This window comes from Bradyrhizobium sp. BLXBL-01 (genome assembly GCF_051853025.1).
Classification (GTDB): Bacteria; Pseudomonadota; Alphaproteobacteria; order Rhizobiales; family Xanthobacteraceae; genus Bradyrhizobium.
The window spans coordinates 2,113,899-2,131,952 of record NZ_CP182471.1 but is presented as its reverse complement, the minus strand read 5'-3'; the positions used below and the strand labels follow the sequence as shown (position 1 = coordinate 2,131,952).

The 18,054-nt window shown below is 61.1% G+C and carries 9 protein-coding genes and 1 pseudogene; 3 read left to right on the top strand and 7 right to left on the bottom strand.

What is annotated here, in order from left to right; all coding sequences use genetic code 11:
• Positions 1 to 116: 116 nt before the first annotated feature.
• Positions 117 to 308, bottom strand: coding sequence for an Arm DNA-binding domain-containing protein (locus ACNJYA_RS09745; RefSeq protein ID WP_439402671.1), 192 nt, complete (start codon positions 306 to 308; stop codon positions 117 to 119).
• A gap of 453 nt (positions 309 to 761) precedes the next feature.
• On the opposite strand from ACNJYA_RS09745, the gene ACNJYA_RS09740 reads away from it, so the two are divergent.
• Positions 762 to 1,409 carry a hypothetical protein gene (locus tag ACNJYA_RS09740; protein ID WP_439402670.1) on the top strand — a complete coding sequence of 216 codons (648 nt, stop codon included), beginning with the start codon at positions 762 to 764 and terminating at the stop codon, positions 1,407 to 1,409.
• A gap of 364 nt (positions 1,410 to 1,773) precedes the next feature.
• Here the strand turns inward: ACNJYA_RS09740 and ACNJYA_RS09735 are convergent, their stop codons facing one another.
• Both ACNJYA_RS09735 and ACNJYA_RS09730 read right to left on the bottom strand, forming a co-directional pair.
• On the bottom strand, positions 1,774 to 2,802 hold the full coding sequence (locus tag ACNJYA_RS09735) for a hypothetical protein (protein ID WP_439402669.1): 1,029 nt from the start codon (positions 2,800 to 2,802) through the stop codon (positions 1,774 to 1,776).
• Between the two features lie 693 nt (positions 2,803 to 3,495).
• On the bottom strand, positions 3,496 to 4,521 hold the full coding sequence (locus ACNJYA_RS09730; protein ID WP_439402668.1) for a hypothetical protein: 1,026 nt from the start codon (positions 4,519 to 4,521) through the stop codon (positions 3,496 to 3,498).
• 717 nt (positions 4,522 to 5,238) lie between these two features.
• Between ACNJYA_RS09730 and ACNJYA_RS09725 the strand changes: the two are divergent.
• A pseudogene (locus ACNJYA_RS09725) lies at positions 5,239 to 8,088 on the top strand (HTH domain-containing protein); the annotation flags it as partial.
• 310 nt (positions 8,089 to 8,398) lie between these two features.
• Here ACNJYA_RS09725 and ACNJYA_RS09720 read toward each other — a convergent pair.
• The 3 genes from ACNJYA_RS09720 to ACNJYA_RS09710 all read right to left on the bottom strand — a co-directional run bounded on the left by ACNJYA_RS09720 (position 8,399) and on the right by ACNJYA_RS09710 (position 15,074).
• The gene (locus ACNJYA_RS09720; protein WP_439402667.1) at positions 8,399 to 9,349 is read right to left on the bottom strand and encodes a DUF2493 domain-containing protein; all 951 of its coding nucleotides are present in this window, start codon (positions 9,347 to 9,349) and stop codon (positions 8,399 to 8,401) included.
• 326 nt (positions 9,350 to 9,675) lie between these two features.
• A complete protein-coding gene (locus tag ACNJYA_RS09715; RefSeq protein ID WP_439402666.1) occupies positions 9,676 to 10,743 on the bottom strand; it encodes a DUF7146 domain-containing protein in 1,068 nt (355 codons plus the stop codon).
• The gene (locus ACNJYA_RS09710; RefSeq protein ID WP_439402665.1) at positions 10,743 to 15,074 is read right to left on the bottom strand and encodes a strawberry notch-like NTP hydrolase domain-containing protein; all 4,332 of its coding nucleotides are present in this window, start codon (positions 15,072 to 15,074) and stop codon (positions 10,743 to 10,745) included. The genes ACNJYA_RS09715 and ACNJYA_RS09710 overlap by 1 nt, the downstream gene beginning before the upstream one ends.
• A gap of 267 nt (positions 15,075 to 15,341) precedes the next feature.
• On the opposite strand from ACNJYA_RS09710, the gene ACNJYA_RS09705 reads away from it, so the two are divergent.
• The gene (locus ACNJYA_RS09705; RefSeq protein WP_439402664.1) at positions 15,342 to 15,740 is read left to right on the top strand and encodes a hypothetical protein; all 399 of its coding nucleotides are present in this window, start codon (positions 15,342 to 15,344) and stop codon (positions 15,738 to 15,740) included.
• A gap of 40 nt (positions 15,741 to 15,780) precedes the next feature.
• On the opposite strand, the gene ACNJYA_RS09700 is transcribed toward ACNJYA_RS09705, so the two are convergent.
• Positions 15,781 to 17,928, bottom strand: coding sequence for a ParB N-terminal domain-containing protein (locus ACNJYA_RS09700; RefSeq protein WP_439402663.1), 2,148 nt, complete (start codon positions 17,926 to 17,928; stop codon positions 15,781 to 15,783).
• Positions 17,929 to 18,054: the final 126 nt, after the last annotated feature.

The following is an 18,054-nucleotide window of genomic DNA, read 5'->3' as shown; positions in this document are numbered from 1 at the left end:
GGGGTGAGCAGGCCGACGCGCTTGGCTGGACCGCGCCGGAACTGTTCGGTCTGCACACACCGCCAGAGCAACCGCATCCATCTTACGACCGGCTAAGCCGTTTTGACGAAGCTGGCCTAGTGTGGCTGCTCGGCGGCCGGTTGGTCGTGGCACTCACCCAGACGAGCGCGGCCATCCAAACGAGCGACGGCAAAGCGCCACAGCCGGCTGCCGTTCTTGCAGACCAGCAGATAAAGCCCGTCGAAATCGGTGAGCTTGTAGTCGCGCTCGGTCGGCTTGGCGTTGCGGACTTTGGTGTCGTTGAGCATGGCGTCCTCGTGCTGGCATGGCCCAACAAGAGCGGATTCGGTGCCAGCAAAACTACCAGCCGTGCCAGCGGCTGCCAACGGACGGAGCCGCACGCACCCGCGCGCCTGGGGATGTAAGTCTTTGAAATCCTTTTTGGAAAAGACGTCAGCGGACACCAGCGAACAGACGCGAACACCGGTATGGTGCCCAGGGGCGGATTACGCTGTCCGACGCTTTTCCCATTGAAATACAAGGCGAATTTTTAGCAGGCGACGCGAATGTTTACCAGTGCTGTTACGCGCCCGCACGAGGCGCCCCTATTGCAGAAGCCGTGGCTCGCGATGGATGATTGAATACCTGACAGACCACGAGGGGCCGGGCGAGACGCTTGGACGATACTCCGAGGGGCCGTCTTTAGCGCAGACGGTGAAATATATTCAATCGGTCAAGTTGCCGGTGGGGAGGCATCGCAAATGAGTAGCGAAGAACCGTGGGAGCTAGATACTTCACGCCCTAAGCGCGGCCAGGGCTCGTGGGTCAAGCGCGGGGCAGGGCATATTGCTTATGCAAAGCACGATCGCATACCACAAGAGTGGCTTGGCTCTAAGCTTGGCGAGCTGGTCAATGCGCCTGTTGCGCTGGTTGAGTTCGGGCTTGCCCTAGGTCAAAGGGCAGCGATCTCGCGGCTGCGAAGCTCCGAGAGCCGCTCTTTAAGCTCTGACGACCTCTCCGACGCTAAGGTGCTCGCGGCCCTTCGCGCGGCCAGCGGCCTGATCCCCTATCTCGTTTGGATTGGATCAGGGGACCATGGGGGCGAAGAGAATTATTCGGTCACTCCTGGAGATGGGGGAAGACTAGAAATTGAGGCGATTGATCTCGGAAATTGCTTTGAGTTTCGCGAAGGTGGAATGTACGGCGTAGCGATACTGCGTGAATTGAAGACCAACGTTGACAAAAATCTTGTGGCAAACTCTCTCCGCGAGATTTTGAGTGCAAATGACGACCTCATACGAAAATACTGCAAGCAATCAGGAATTGGTAACCCTGATACGGTCGCGGACATGCTGATTAAGCGGAAGTCGCAGCTCCAAGGCTGGTTGGAAAGCGAGAATCTCATCTAGCTAGACCAGCCGCTTCTCCGCATCCGCAAGGAACAGCACCGTGGCTGCCGTCATATGCAACACGTACGTCTCCCGCGAAGTCTATGCCATGGGAGCTGTGCAGTGACTTTCCCGGATTCCCCGCACAAGGCTTCGGAGTTGGCGGATGCCCGAGCGGCCCTCGTTTTGAGTCAGCCTCAAGTATCCGCAACAGGTTGGCCGCAGGCAACACATCAGCGTCCACCTCGCGGCATCATCAGCTCTCGGTCATTCAGCTCGTCGGCTATAGCCTCCAGCATCAGTCCCACTTGCCCGGCTTGCCGGCAGACATACCCTTACTGGAATAGTGTCGTGCCCGTCGGAGCGCCAGGACCAATTAGGGCGGCTAGTGCTTTTCAAGTTCGTCCGTTCGGAGGTCGCCGCTCCGCTTGCAGAATGCCTCAATGCCTAAGGTATAGAGGATCAGTATTAGCCCTGCGATAACGGGAGCTCCTGCCATCCCAAAGATTGGGAGGGCCTCGACGAGGTAAGCACCCAGAGTGAGGCCGCCCGCCCCGACAATCGCCTCTGGCGTCAGTGCCTTTGATACTCCACCTAGTTTTGCCGCCTTCAATGCGGCCGCAACTCTTGCGCGGATTTTCTTATCTCCACAAATGTATCTTCCGCAAGCTTGGGCATATAATCCGAAGAAGCCGGATTCGTTCTGGGCTTCTTGCGCAAACTGATATGTGTTGAACCCCGGCTTTACCTCATCTCGAATTGTATTGAGAAAGTCGTGTTGAGCCTTGTTCATCTTCGCGGCCGCGTCGAAATCGCTTTTGTCTTTCAGGTGCCAAGATCGATACGCATGAGTGCGAGACGACGGGGCAGTCATGTATTCAACATTGGCAAATGGCTTCTTGATCACGACGCCAACTAGACGGCCGATCCGCGCGGCCACTTGTTCCTTATCGCCCCCGGCAACAACTTCCTCGATTGACTGGTGATACTCGGCTTCAGCCAGAAGGCCGAGTTCGCGAAATCCAAATTCGATCGCCTGTAACTTCTCCGGCGGAAATTCCGGCACCGGGACGGGGGGACTAGTTTCAACCATTGTCCTAAGCTCCTTGGCCCTTAATGACAGATACTCAGGCATGCGGGTGCTAAGATGTGCTTTGATCAAGCGCTCTAGTTCATCGAAACCAATCTCATCCGCTAGGTCGCTGAATGCTTTAGTGTGAGCGCTGATTTCGTAATCGTCAAACTCTCGGATTTCGTTAGACGCGAGCCGCCTTGCGAAACCGACAAAGTATTTTTCGACGTCCTCTCTCTGAAAGAACGTTGTTAACGGCTTTCCCCCGATTCGAATCAGGGGGATTCGATACGCGATGCACAGATCAACAAGTCTCTGTACTATTACATCGGGTGCAACCATTGCGTGACTCGCACATGAATGGCTTGCGGCACCGTATTCCAGTTCAACCTGTCGATCAACGCTCGCATTAACGACTAGTCGCACGTTGGTATTTGTATTCCATTGATTTGCGCTCGCCCGTGTGCGGCCTCGGCATGCACTGTAAAGGACGCGTGGCACGCTAGCCGGCGCGGCGACAGATGGCGTTGCACCGTCGTTATCACCGATCATGCAGCCACTACTTTTTCGGATTGCAGACGCCAAGGGTACGCCCTGAGACCCGCCGCGCAGTTCCCCCGGTGTGTCCCCTAGCGAACCCGGCCCTGTGGAGGTGGAGAAGGGCAAATTCTCAGCTCATTAGCAAGGTGAGCCCCTGGAGGACGGCCGCAACGGCCGCCGCGATGGCCGCATATGCGCTCCAGCGCGATCGCGCCTTTGCTGTGCCCGTAACGTCGTACAATCGACCCTCTTTAAGAATGACTATCTTGTCAGTCCTCGGACTTGTCTGGCCGTCGGCCCAGAGTTCAACACGGGCTGAATAGAGCCAGAGCGCCGCAGCGGTGAATGCACATCCAGCGGAGAGCCCATTCGCTAGAGTAGTCCAGCTCATTTGTTACCTCGCCCATGACGAAGAACCTCTGACGGCTACGGGAGGGTAGGTAGGGGGCGTCCGCAGCCTCTCTTTGCTAAACCTTCCCCGAGTAATAGCCCCACCTACGACGAGGTCGGCCACAAAACCTCAAATGTACCTCGGACGGGATACGCTACGCCAAAACCGTTCTGAGTTGCGAGAGACCGATCCTCATCGGAAGGCAGTGTTTCAAGGACAATCAATAGAGACACATCTGCGCTTGCCCGCTGCCTGTAATCAAGCAGCTGCCCAATTGCAGTTCGAATCGCGTAACGAGCACTGGCTTTATCGCAAGGCTTGATTTCCACGAAGGTCAATCCTCTCGTCGCATCGCTATAGCGCAGATCGACACTCGCCACGTTTGGTGCGACATGGGTAGCACCTGCTCTCGCGAGATAGCGCTCGAAGCTCCCTTGTAGCTTGTCGTGCCTTGGCGAGATCTCAATCTCATACGCCTCGATGTACCTTAGGTATGGGTCGCTAGTCGCGCCGGGGCTGTTTCTCACTGGCTTGCTTTGGCTGGCTTCCCCCCGGCTAAGGCTCGAATGTCTACCCAACAGCAAGCGCGTTCTTCTTACAAACTCTCGAACCTCCGGCGAGCTTTCAGAAGTCGGTGCCCACCACGGCGTTTGGCCCATCCATCCGCGGCCGCGGCCCATGGCCAGCGTTCTATCTTCGAGATTCAGACGAAACGCATTTTCAGCTAACGTTGAAATTCGATAATTATCTATCTCGTCTTTTGCATGCTGTCGCGAAGGAACAGTCGAAAATTTCTGACGGCTACGAAAGACTCTTGCCGCTCGATACCAACCGACGACTCTCCGACCGCCCTCCTCCGGATCGGTAGCTGTCCATACGACGTCTACGTCATCGGCATATTCGCCAGCCCCGCCGAAAGCTTCGATTTGAATTTGTCGGTCCTTCTCCCCTTGGATGGTCTCAACGTGTCCGTAGACGTAACCGTCGCGACAGCTGAGAAAATTGCAGACTTCGAGACCGGTCTCGTTCTCGGCCACAAATTTTCCACCCCCCACTATCTTATCTGGCTTGCCAGCGAGCCCCTCGTAACGGCTCATCCAACCGATATTGCAAAATAGAATTGCCTTCATGTGGCGCGCCAATCTGGCTGTAAGGAAAAACCGATTCGAGCGAACACTTATATCAAGGACACAGCTTGAGAGCGAGTCGATGCCTCGATTGCAATCACCATCGATCTGCACAGTGGGCCCCCAAGTTGAAGATGCCGTGCAGCTGTGCGCTGGGCTGCGAGCCCGGGCGATCTTCTTTAATCGGTCTCGAATTTGAGACGTGACATTGTGACGAGGCTACTCATATTCCCCACGCCTTGGTCGACTCCTGAAGTCTCATTGATTCGGCCCGCCAATCGCTGCCGATCGCATGCCAACCAACCCGGCGTTCGCCACACAAAAACGCCAAGGCCGCTCAAAAAGAGTGGAGTGATCCGCTCGCCTTGGGCCTCATCTGGTGACGCAGCGAGGATACAAGGGCAGCCATTCGTAGGAAGCATCGCGCTTCCTACGGGATCCGCAAAGAAAGCCCAAATAGCATTGAAATAATTACACTTTTAGCCTCCCGCCATCCGTTGTGTAGCAGATGTTTGCGGAAGGGTCGCGCAGCAAGCTCGCTGGGCAGGCCGCCGCCCCGACGGGCTAAAGTCGCGTTTGACTGAATCGCCCAGGCCAATTTACAACCTGCCCTTGCAGGAGGCGACGCTGGCTGACTTATTCTTGGTTTCCAACGGAAAAAACGTGGACAGGCACGTTGTGTTCATTCACGGCCTTCGCCGCGGCGGGCATCCGATTTGGATGTCCGGAGAGCCACCAGAGCCTTGGCCCCTCTGGCTAGCCGAAGACGTCCAGAATCTAGCCATTTGGGTGGTCGGATACGATGCTTCTCCGACGCTGTGGCGCGGCCATTCAATGGCTCGAGTTGACCGAGCAAACAACGTTCTCGCACGTCTCCTTGCCGAGGAGCGGCTTAGAAGCGGCGATGTTGCGGTCGTGGCGCATAGCTTCGGCGGTTTGGTCTTTGAACAGATGCTGCGTACGGCCAATGAGCGTGCGCCGTCCGAACCGGCGGTCGCGGACCTACTGAGGCGCATCAGCAGGGTAACTTTCTTGGGGACACCGCATCGGGGCGCGGACCTCGCGACGTGGGCGGGACGCCTTCGGCTATTGGCGCGACCATCTAACGCCGCACGCGGACTTGAACGAAACGATCCAGATTTGCGCGATCTAAATCAGTTCTATCGGGGTTACGCCTCGCGAACTGGCATCGATACTCAAAGTCTCGTCGAGACGCGGCCCGTTCGCTGGTTCGGTATGATTGTCAAACCGGATAGTGCTGACGTGGGGCTTCCGTCCGCGCCAATACCAGTTGATGCAGACCATTTCGATATTGCCGCTCCTCCATCGAGGGCGTCGGATGTGTATGTCCATGTCCGGGACCAGCTGAGGAAACCGGTCCGTAGCCACAAAACTGTGATCGCGGACGTTAACGTTCTTCAGGGGATCGCAGAAGACGCCGCCAACAGTTCGACCGCCCTCGCTCGCATCGAGGAGCGATTGTCAAACCACGGGATGGGTCCTCTCACAGCCGCCGTCCCCAGCTTCCTCGTAGATGCTGAAACTAATAAGCGGGCTGCGCGAGTGCGTCGAATTCGATTCTTCGAACGTTCGTCTCACCTAGAGCAAGCTACCGATCTGGCTCAAAGCCTAATGGACGGCCCGCTTGCAGCAACTTCGGCTGAAATAAAGGCTGACGCGCTTGCTTGGTGTGCTCGCGTGCTGCTCGCCAAACCTGACAAACAGGAGGCGAACCGAGCTCTGGATGCGGCCCGCCACATCAAGCGCACCGAAGCCGTTTTGATTGCCGAAGCTCTGCTCGATTCCTATAACGACCGCGCGTCGGAAGCGCTTCGCAAGCTGTCTCTTATCAATTCGAACGATGCTCGCGCTGCGTCATTCGTTGTTGTTATCAACGCGAAGGACAAACCCGATGCGCTAGACTGGTTTTACAGAGCGGGCCTATCAACGAGCAACATCTCTTCGGACGGAAAATTCTTTCTGCTTAAGAAGCAGCTCGACAGCGAGATGTGGCCGGAAGCCCTATCGACAGCGAATGAGTTGCAGGATGCCGACCTTGAACAGACGCCGGCACTCGCCTTTGAGGCGGCCGACGCTCATCTAGTCCAAGCCGCACCCGTCGAACTTAGATCCTTCATTCGATCGCACCTACCATTCGATGCAGACCCAATCCCTCTAGCCGATGATGCATCCGCTTTGGAAGAGCGTCGCAAGGCGTGTGTCCTCTATGAACGCGGGGCCGCACTTGCCTCGGCTCTTGGATGTACTTGGGCGAGCAATGATGCAAGCGACCGTGCACTATGGCTGAAGTTGCGCGACCCATCTTCTCGAACGGCTGCGCTCGCAGAACTGCAGATGAGTATGCGCAATCCGCAACATTCTCTTCGCCGCTTGCCGATGGCGCTACAATTTGGCCTTAAACTCGATCTTCAGGCCGTTGAAAGTGAACTCGGTCGGCAAGATACGCTTTCCGATGGAGGCTCACCTGAAGTCGCCCTAGCGAGATTCAGCTTAGCGTTAACGAAAAGCTCTGCCCGGGAAGTTGCGGCTTATATAGCTGAGCACAAAGCGAAGCTAATAAAGCATCTGAATCCTATCTACATATCGTCTGTCGAGATACAGATGCTCATCCAATCCGGGCAGACAGACCTTGCGGAAGAACGGATATATGAGCTTCCAAGCAGCAATGATGTGGAGACGCTGAGAGGCCGACTGAAACGTATTCTCGCTGAAGCTAAGGGCGCAAATCCAATCGAGGCCAGAGAAGCCGAGTTCAAAGCGTCTAACTCCCTGGCTGATCTCGCTAATCTGGTTCATCGGCTCGAAGAGCAGAGTGATTGGTCGCGAATGGTCATCTACGGCCGCGAGTTCTTCAACCGAACGCATGAGTTGTCGGCTTGTAAGTCGCTGGCCCATGCGCTGTTCGAAACAAAGAACTACGATGGCGTACTCCAGCTACTGAATCAACACCCTGACTTGTTGGCCCAATCTGATTACCTTGAAGCGATCAGAGCGTGGTCCCTCTACCAGACAGGCGACGTTCGGACTTGTCGTGACGCTGTGATGACACTTCGCGCAAAACGCGATGAGCATGATGATCGCGTCCTCTTAGTGAATCTCGCGATCGCTTCTGGAGATTGGACGTCGCTAGGCGCGTTCGTTGAGCAAGAGTGGGAGCGGCGGAGTGAGCGCACCGCGGACGAATTGTTGCGTGCAGGCCAACTGGCGCATCATTTGGGCTCTGGCCGAGCACGTCAGTTGATTGACGAAGCCGCAGATCGATCAAATGGCGACCCGCGAATCCTGATTGGGTGTTACGGCGCAGCAATTGGCGCAGGGAGAGAGGACGAGCAAACAACGCGCTGGCTTGAGAATGCCGCAGCTCTATCGGGCGACGACGGACCCGTTCAGCGGATGTCGTTGAAGGACATAGTAGAACGACATCCCGAGTGGCAGCAGTGGGAGACGCGAACTTGGGAACAACTCCGCGCAGGTGACCTTCCGATGTTTGGCGCCGGGCATCTTTTGAATCGAACTTTGTTCGAAATGATGTTGATGCCCGCAATTGCCAATTCGGATACACAAGACGCCCGCAGACGTTCGCCTGTCTATGCATATAGCGGCGCTCGCCGTTTCTTTCATTCAACCGCGAAAACGGCAGCATTCGACCCGACCGCTCTATTGACACTTGAATTGCTCGGCTCCCTTAAAGGTGCCTTTGAGTTTTTTGATACAATCATAATTCCACACGGCACGCTTGGATGGCTATTCGAAGAGAAGCAGCGCGTACAGTTCCATCAACCTAGCAGGATCGTGGATGCAAGGACGGTAAAAGATTTAGTTGACGCCAAGAAGCTGACCGTTTTCGATCGAACCGTTCCTATCGACCTAGAGTTTGCTTCTGAAGTTGGTGACGATCTGGCTGCAATGTTCGCTGAAGCCGAGAACAGCGTCGGCAGCGGCGGCAGGCAAAAACTGGTCGTACGGTCCTCGCCAATTCATCGAGTTGGTTCGCTGATGGAGGAGGAAGCCGACCTCGGTGCGCACGCGGCTTTCGTTTGTAGTCGGGCTTGAAGGCGATCTGCGGGACCTTGCGGTTGTCGGCCCACTTGGCGGCGATCAACTCGGCGCCCTTGGGTGATCCGCCGTGCAGCAGCACCATGTCGGCATGCTTGGCGTGCACCTGGTCAAGCTTGGCCCAGATCAAACGATGATCGTTGAAGTCGAAACCACCAGTCAGCGCGACTTTCGGGCCGGGCGGCATGAGCACCTGATTGTCGGCGCGCTTCTTCGCGGCCAAGAAATCGCGGCTATCGATCATCGCGGCGGTCAGATTGCGGTGGTTGACCTTCGATCCGTTGCGCGGCCGCCAGGCGGAGTGGGTATGGCGCTCGAACTCATCGGCGGCCTGGTCTCGCATCAGCTCGAAGGCGTTGCGTCGCTCGATCTGGGTCTGCCCCTCTGCCGTCAGTCGCTCCAGCTCGACGGATTTGATCTCGCTGCCGTCCTGCTCCCGCTGCGACCGCTGCTGCGCCAGCTCGTTGTCGTCGAGCTCGCGCTCGATCCTGTCGATGGCACGATGGAAGAGGTTCACCGTCGACCAGAGCAGGTCCTCGAGGTCAGGTTCGAGGCGGGTGTCAGACAGCGCCACCACGAGAGCGTCGAAGATAGCGGAGATGCTGCCGGAAAGGATCTGTGCTTCGGGAAGCGGCCGCGGATCGGGCTCATCGTGGAAGGGACGGTAGCCGTAGAGCTGGAGTTCCTGGAGGACGTGATCGGTTGGGGATGAGTTGTGGTGTGGCTCGAAGTCGTTGTCGTGGTCGGTGGTCATTGCGGCTTTCCTCGCCGGATCGACCGCGCCCATCGCGGCCTTCATGGCGACGAAGGCGGCAGGCGGAACGGACTTGCACCCGCAGCGAAGCGAAGGGCCGAAGCGGAGCGGAGGACCGAAGGGAGCCGACCATTTTGCCTCGCGATGTAAAGGCGGCCCTGCCGCCGACGGAAAATAGTCGGCCCACGAGGTTGCCAGCCCGGGGCGCTTGCCGCCCGATCGCCCTCTCAGAAGGCCGTGGGGCGGTCCTCTCCGGCGCTGAGGGGAAGCACGATCACCGGCCTCGCGATAACGAAGCGGCCGCGTCACCCCTCGCCCCCTTCCGGCTATGCCGCCAGCTCCATAAAGCGCGCGACGTCCTGCGCCGCGATCTGCACGCGGCTCGCGGCCCGAAGGGCGTCAAATCCGAGCAGGCGAAGATCCTCGTTGAAGTCGCCAAGCCGTGGCGAGATCACGATCGCCTCGATCCCGGCCTCCTGCGCCCGATCGATCAAGGTCGCCATGGCGCCGCTACCTGCAGGATCGTCGTCGCGGGCGATGTAGAGCCGGCGCAGCGTGTCCGGGAGAAGGATGGCGGAGAGATGCGCCGCCGAGAGGGCTGCGACCATCGGCATGGTCGGTAGGACGCTGCGGAGCGACAGCATCGTCTCGATGCCCTCGCCGGCCGCCATGACTTCGCCAGCGACGCCAAATCGAACGGCGTGACCAAGCAGGTCGCCCATCGCCCGTTTCGGCGTGTCGATCCGCGCCTTGCCGAGCGTCGTCTCGCTGAAGCCGTCGGGGTCAAGCCAGGTGCGATGCGCGCCGGTCAGGTGGCCGTTCAGATCGGTGACGGCTGCGATCATCGCCGGCCAAGTCTCGGTCGCGCTGTGGTCATCGGGCCGGTAGTAGCAACGTGGGTGAAAACGCAGGCTTCCTGTTTCGTGCAAAGCAGTAATGCCGCGATTGCGGAGATACGCCTCTACGAGTGTGCCAGCGATCGGCTGCGACATGCCGAAGAGTCGCCGCGCCGCCTCTGTTGATCCGAGGGGCACGGGCGATTTTCTCGATCTGTGGTGATTTGTCTCTGGCTCCGGTTCTGGACGCGGCAGGCTCAGAAAGCGTCGCGCCTCATTGGCGACATCACGAAAATTGGTAAAGCCGCAGCTCTCGCGGATAACGTCGAGGAGATCGCCATGTTCGGCCGAGGCGGCATCTCGCCAATGCCCGGCGGCGCCAGCACCTGATTCCGGTCCGCTGAGCCGGACGAACATCGACCGGCCGGGCGTATTGCGAACGTCGCCGACTATCCAGTAGCGGCCCTGGCGCCGCCCGTTGGACAGGTAATGGCGGCACACCGCCTCGGCGTCACGCGCGAGACGGCGGGCCAGTTCGGAGGCGTTGTGGCGGGCCATCAGGCGGCCTCCCGCTCACTGACGCGCGCGACCGGATAGTGGTCGAGCACCTTTGCCAACACCGCGGCACCCGTCGCATCTGATGGCACGAACATGCGCAGCTTCCACGAGATGATCTCGCTGAAGAGGACGTAGGCGCGCAGCCGGTCACGCATCGCATCGGTGAAGCCGGACAGCTCGATGCGATGGCCGCCCATCACGCGGACGCGACGAAGCTGCAGGTCCTCGGCGAGGTCGAGGACGGTGCGCCCCTCCATCAGCGCCGAGAAAGCTTCGTCCGGGGTCAGGCTGCTGGTGCCCGTCGCGCAAGCGTTCGCCGCCCAGGCTGGCGAGACTCTGCGACCGATGATGCGCTCGCCTTCGTCGGTCTGGAGACGATAGACGCGGGTCGACTCGTTCGGAAGTCGCTTCCAAATCGGCAACAGCAAGCCGGCAACGATGTGGAGAGTACTCTCGGCGAACTCGGGGACGTCGACGACTTCGCCGTTCCATGCCACGGCGAATGGCTCGCGATCCGCCGGCTGCCAGTGGCTTTCGTCCATCATCTTCATCGAAGCGTGATGGTGCTCCATGGGACGGATCAGCCGCACGCGACGTTCGATCTCGCCGTCATCGAGCATGAGGCTCGGCGCCGGGATCTGCACCGCGGCGCGCCCCGAGCGCTCATTGAGCAGCAGCACCGCCCGAGTATCGGCGAGATAATCGAGGGCTTGATCAAGTGTCATAGGGCGATTGCGCCGGCGTTCTGTGATCGTGAGCAGCCGGGTTTCCGCGCCGGTGGTAGGGTGCGTGTAGATCGGGCGCCGATCGGTGACGATGAAGCTCTCGGCCTGCAGAGTCTCCAGGCCGACGTCGTAGACGCCGCTGGCAATAGCGCCCTCGACCTTGGCGTTCAGCAATTGCTCGAAGGCCGCGAACAGCACACCTTGCAGATCGATGGTGAGCGCGAGCAGCCGGTTCAGGAACGTCGTGATCGGCGGCAGCTCGTCTTTGATGCCGTTCGCGTCCATGAGCTTCAGGCCCGTGGCGTCTTCGAAGATCTGGAGCGAGCAGCCTTCGACCTTGCCGCGCGCGAGCAGCAAATAGAGCTGGCGCAGCGCATCGCGAGCGTAGTGGCTCTCAAGATTGTCCTCCGGCCGGAACAGGCCCTGGCCGCCGGTCTGGCGCTGGCCGCGCGTGATGGCACCCAGCGTGTCGAGCCGGCGCGCGATGGTCGAGAGGAAGCGCTTCTCCGCCTTCACGTCGGTCGCAATGGGGCGGAACAGCGGCGGCTGCGCCTGGTTGGTACGGTTCGTTCGACCCAGACCCTGAATCGCGGCATCGGCCTTCCAGCCGGGCTCGAGCAAATAATGGACCCGAAGCCGGCGATTCCGCGCCGAGAGTTCGGCATGGTAACTGCGGCCGGTGCCACCAGCCTCCGAGAAGACAAGCACGCGCTTCAGATCATCCATAAAGGCGGCGGTCTCGGCGAGATTGGCGGAGGCGGCACGGTTCTCGACGGCAAGGCGGTCACCCCTGCGCACCACGCGCCGCGAACGTCCGGTTACTTCCGCCACGAGGTCCGTGCCAAAACGCTGCACGATCTGGTCGAGCGCGCCGGGAACGGGCGGGAGCGAAGCGAGTCGCTCGATCAACTCATTGCGGCGGGCGACGGCCTCGCGGCTCTCGACCGGCTGGCCGTCGCGGAAGACGGGCCGGGACGAGAGATTGCCCTCGGCGTCGGTGAAGGGCTCATAGAGCTGCACCGGGAAGGAATGGGCGAGGTAATCCAGGACGTACTCGCGCGGCGTGATGTCCACGCGCACGTCATTCCATTCCTCAGGTGGAATTTCGGCGAGCCGCCGTTCCATCAGCGCCTCGCCCGTTGACACGATCTGGATCACGGCGGCATGGCCGTCGGCGAGGTCTCGCTCGATGGAGCGGACCAGGGTCAGCGTCTTCATGCTGGTGAGCAGATGGCCGAAGAAGCGCTGCTTGGCGGACTCGAAGGCCGAGCGCGCGGCCGACTTCGCCTGGCGATTGAGCGTGCCGGTCTCGCCGGTGATGTTGGCGGCCTGCATTGCCGCATCAAGGTGATTATGGATGACCCTGAAGGCGCCGGCATAGGCGTCGTAGATGCGCCGCTGCTCGTCGGTGAGCTGGTGTTCGACGAGCTCGTATTCAACGCCGTCGTAGGAAAGCGAGCGGGCGGTGTAGAGGCCGAGCGAGCGCAGATCGCGGGAGAGCACCTCCATCGCCGCGACGCCGCCCTCCTCGATCGCCTCCACGAATTCTGCGCGGGTGGCGAACGGAAAATCCTCGCCGCCCCACAAGCCAAGCCGCTGGGCGTAGGCGAGATTGTGGACGGTGGTGGCGCCGGTCGCCGAAACATAGACGACGCGGGCATTTGGCAGCGCATGCTGCAGGCGCAAGCCCGTACGACCCTGCTGCGAGGGTGCGACATCGCCCCGCTCGCCCTTGCCCCCACCGGCATTCTGCATGGCATGGCTCTCGTCAAAGATGATGACGCCGTCGAAGTCGGAGCCCAACCATTGAACAATCTGCCGGACGCGCGAAAGCTTCTCGCCGCGGTCGTCGGACCGCAGCGTAGCGTAGGTTAAAAATAGGATACCTTCGGCCAAGGGGATGTCGCGCCCTTGAGGGAAGCGCGAGAGCGGCGTGACCAGCAGACGCTCCATGCCGAGCGCGGACCAGTCGCGCTGCGCGTCCTCGAGCAGCTTGTCGGACTTCGAGATCCAGACCGCCTTGCGCCGACCCTGCAGCCAGTTGTCCAGGATAATGCCGGCGGACTGGCGACCCTTGCCGGCACCGGTCCCGTCGCCGAGCATGAAACCTCGACGGAAGCGAACGGCGTTCGGCGCATCATCGCGGGCGGCCGTGACAAGGTCGAAGGTCTCGTCAACCGTCCAGGCGCCGGCGAGATAGTCACCATGCGCCTCGCCGGCATAGATGACCGTCTCAAGCTGGGCGTCGGAGAGAATGCTGTCGCTGACGAGGTTGGCCGGCAGCCGGGGCCTGTAGCTCGGCCTCGGCGGTGCGACCGAGGCCATCGCGGCCGACTGCACCAGCTTGGTCGGGTGCGCCTGCGCGCCGGGGATCCGGATGGATTGGAGACGGTATTCCTCGTAGATGGCGTCGCTGAGGCGCGCGCCCTCGGGCGGCGTCCAATCGAATGACTGGTAGGCAAGGTCGACGGCCTCGGGATCGGCGACCGACGCGTTGACCGACTTTAGGGCGGTCCTCGCGAGATAGCCGCGGACGGTGCGAGGCGCCGGCGATGCTGACATGGGAAGTGCGGCGGTTGACGCGACGCTCAGGCGGGGTGGAACGTGTTCGCCAATCCAACGGAGCAGCGTCGCGACATCGGACGCCACACCCGGCGACTCCGGAAATGCGTTCGGGTCATCGGCCGGCGTCTTGTCGATGACGGTGAGGCGCGTTTCGATCGTGGTGCCGTGCTTGGCATAAACTGCGCCGGCGATGGCGGCGGTGAACACCACGCGGCCTCGTTCCTGCAAACGGGCGAAAGCATCGCGCCAGGCTGAGGCCTCGGGTGAGAAGCTTGCGCCTGATATCGTGACCAGCCGGCCGCCATCGGCGAGACGCGCCAGGGCCGAGGCGATGTGACGGTACGCCGTGTCGGCCATGCGGCCGGAGACGTTCGCCATCGCCGAGAACGGCGGGTTCATCAGCACGACGCTCGGGACGACGGCGGGTCCGAGGTGATCGTCGATCTGGGCTGCGACGAAGCGCGTGACGGAGCTGGCCGGAAAGAGGGAAGAGAGCAACGTGGCCCGGCTCTCGGCCAGTTCGTTCAGCACGAGCACGCCGCCGGCGATCTCGGCGAGGATGGCGAGCAGCCCTGTGCCTGCGGACGGCTCCAGCACGCGATCCGCCGGCGTAATGGCGGCCGCGGTCAGCGCAGCCAGGCCGAGCGGAATCGGAGTCGAGAATTGCTGGAAAGTCTCATTCTCGGCAGAGCGGCGCGTGTGGGTAGGCAGAAGCCCCTCGATCTTGTCTAAGGCGGAAAGTCGTGAAGCCGGAGAAGCGGCTTTGCGGAAGAGCGCCTTTCCGTATTTGCGCAGGAACAGGACGGTAGTGACCTCACAAGCGTCATAGGCCGTCTTCCAATCCCATGCGCCCGTCGCATCGGATGCGCCGAAGGCCACCTCCATCGCAGCGCGCAGGATTGCGGCATCGATACGTCGACCATGCTCAAGATGAGAGAGAAGCTGCTCAGCCGCAGCGATGATAACGCTGGCGCCCTGGGAAGTGCGCACAGGCGAGATCGGGGCGGCCTCGTCGGCCGCGGTCGGGAATAGATGGTTCATGAGGGGGAGCCTTAAGGAGAGCGAGAAGGAGCGAGCCGGCGGCGCTCTCTCTCAGACCGGACCGGCTCAAACCCGTTCCGGCCGCACTCTCACTCTGTGCCCCCGACGTCTTGAAACGTTGCGGGCAGGAACTTATCTCTGCTGCGTCAGGGTCGCTGTGCGTTCGCGCAGCAAGAACCGCTTGTGGTGCGAGCCTCAAGAGCTGAACGGCCTGGTCAACAGGCTGCCGCTGACCTGCCCTCGCTTTTACGCGGGGCGGGTCTCGGCATGCGGTTCACGAGCCCCGACAAGACCATCGAACCGCTTCACACGATCAAGGAGGATTTGATGGCTCTAATCTTGAGGTTTCCCACCAAGAAGATCGAACCGGTCACCGTTCGCAGCAGGAGCAAGCACCGTATCAGCGTCGAAGTGCTCGATGATGTTCGGCCGCGGCGCACGCGGTGGAGGGTTCAGTTCGAGATCCAGGAAGCGGCAGGGTTTGCTGCTTTGAAAGGCTTCACCGATCGCGCCGTAGCCCACGGCTATCGACATCGCTTCGAAGTCAGCAGCACTGGGGCGGTACGGCGCTTCGTGGCGGAAACCTCCGGCCTCGTGGCCGCCGGCCGGATCGCGATCTGGATCGACGGCTTGCGGGTGCAGCCACGAGTGGCTCGCAGCGCATAAAAATAGGCTGGGGCGAACCTCGTCGCCCCAGCCAGTGCTTCTACTCGGCAGCAATCATGTGCGACTCCTCCGCTTGATCGGCCGGTGTTTCCCCGTCGTCGCCGGCGAGGAATTCCGGCAGCGCTTCATCACCGAGCTCGGGCTCCGCGGCGTCGACGGCCGCCGCCTGGTCGGCATCGGCCATTCGCAGGGGCTCGGGCAGCCAGCCGCTCTCGGCCAGGAGCCGTTCGGCCTCCTTGGCCATGTCGCCCTTTTTCAGATGGTCGATAAGTTGAGTGGCTCGCTCGCCGGCACCCTCGCGCACCGCCTCCAGGATGCGGCGCTTCGGGACCCGGCCGAGATAGTTCTCGACCGTCGGGCGCCAACCGGACGCCACCATGTCGAGGTCGACGGCGAGGGCGATGCGATCGGCATCCGCGATCCGTTGCTCGACGGCGTGCGGGGTGGCGCCGCCGCCGTAGCGGTCGCCCTTCTCGTAGAGCGCGTTAACGCCGAATGAGGCGCAGTGCGCAAAGAGCGCGGCCTGCTCGTCGCCCGTCAGCCCGGTGAGCCAGTCCCAGAGATCGGCCTTGTCTTTCGGCAGGCGCTGCTCCCAGGTCTTGTGGCGCGCGTCGACGGCCTTGGCAGCCGGCGTATCCTTCAGCCCTTGCGCCTGCACCGGGAAGCTGGCGCTGCGCAAGGAGATCTCCATTTTCGTTCCATAGGAGGAATAGCGGGAGAACACGTCGAGGCAGAATTTGTGCAGCACCGATTGGAAAGCGACCGAAGGCGTGATCGCCAGCTTGTCGCGCAGCGCCAGCGTCCGCTCCGCCGTGAGCTCGGTCAGAAGACGGTCGGGCAGCGGCTTCACCGCATCGTCATCCTCCTCGTCGGGCTCCGCGACCTGCCCGCCGATGGTGATGACGGCGCGCTGGACAACGGGCGCTGATGGTTCGGCGCCGTCCAGGGCCGCGGCACCGGGTTCGCCGCCCCTGCCCTGCTCCGGTTCGGTCACGGGCGGCACTTCGTCCACGGGCCGGACGTAGCCGCGATGAACCAAGAGCTTGCCCTCGGCGTCAATGCCGACGAACACGCCCGCGCGGGCGATGTCGGCCGGCTGATAGATGACGGGTCGATCGTTGAAGGCGCCGAGAGCCGTCTCAATTTCGCCAAGTCGCTGGTCAACGTCATCTGGAAGCTCATCCGCGCCGTCATGCTCGGCTTCGAGCCTGGCATATTCGGCCTCGAGCGCCTCGATGGTTGCTTGCTCTTCGGCGGTGAGATCGGCGGATACGCCATCCAGCTCGCGCAAGCCGCGCGTATGGCCGTAAGGAAAGTCGATCGCGACCTCGATCCACTTCCAACCTTCGGCGGCGATCGTTTTCGCCTCTGCTGTCAGCTTCTCGGTGACCAGACGGTCGAGCAGAGGGACGTCCTCGAGCCAACCGCCGTCGTCGGACTGGAACAAGTCGCGCAATACCGCGCCGCCGGCCGCCTCGTAGGCGTCGAGGCCGACAAACACGGCCCGCCGGTCGGAGGCGCGCACCGTCTTCTCCGTCAGCATGCGGCGTATCTGATAGGGCTCCTTCTGCCAAGAGCCGGAGATGGCCTGCCAGACCTGCTCCTGGCGGCCCTGATCCGCGGTGACGGTGAAAGCCATTAACTGCTCGAGCGACATGCCGTCGTCGGCATAGACCTCGAGCAGCGCGGGCGAGACCGAGGCGAGCCGCAGGCGCTGCTTCACGATGTTGACCGAGGTGAAGAAGGCAGCGGCGATGTCCTCCTCGCTCTTACCCCTCTCGCGCAGAGTTTGAAAGGCGCGGAATTGGTCGAGCGGGTGCAGCGGCGCGCGCTGGATATTCTCGGCGAGCGAATCGTCCTCGGCGAGAATGGTGGTCGCGGGATCGCGCACTACGCAAGGCACCGGCGCGGTCTTGGCCAGACGCTTCTGCTTCACCAACAGCTCCAGCGCCCGATAGCGGCGGCCGCCGGCCGGAATCTCGAACATGCCGGTCTCGGCGCCTTCGGTGTCGAGGACCGGCCGGACGTTGAGGCTTTGGAGCAAGGTACGACGAGCGATGTCCTCAGCCAGCTCCTCTATGGACACCCCGGCCTTCACACGCCGGACGTTCGACTGGCTGAGCACCAGCTTGTTAAAGGGAATGTCGCGCGAGGACGACAGGGTGATCTTCTGAACGGCAGATACCATGGGTGATACTCCGCGACGGGCGGCCCAAAGACTCTCTCTGGACCTCCAACCCGTCACGAAGCGCAGCGCGGCCCTCTTCCTCTCCAGGGCAGCGCTGCAAACCGACGATCAGGAAAGACGGAAAGG